The following is a 394-nucleotide window of genomic DNA, read 5'->3' on the forward strand; positions in this document are numbered from 1 at the left end:
GTATTTGTAGATTAAAGGCGTATCTGACATTTGATAAAACGTCGATTGATCATAAAAGTAAATCTTTTTATTATCCGCAAAATAAATATAATCAAATACATCTGCGCCTTCAGTAATATATTCCATACCATTTTTATTACCAAGTTCCTCTACAGGTTTTCTGTCTTTAAAATCGCCTTTAATTTCGTAACTGAAATCAAGTTTGTTACCTTTAAAACCAAAATCTAAATATTGTTCTAATGTCATAGTAGTTTTAGTTTCTTCACCAGTAGATTCTTCGCCATTCAGTTCTTCACTTTCTAAATCCTTTTGAATATAATGATTTTGAAACTCCATAAATATATGCTTGGCTACAACTTCATTAGTAACGATACTTCCATCATATTTAATGGCA

The 394-nt window shown here is 29.2% G+C and carries 1 pseudogene; it reads right to left on the reverse strand.

What is annotated here, in order from left to right:
* Window positions 1-394 (reverse strand): annotated as a pseudogene (locus tag ACF91D_RS32240) (prophage endopeptidase tail family protein); the annotation flags it as partial.

Source organism: Staphylococcus sp. 231237_7MaSpsaltlick (assembly GCF_043107035.1).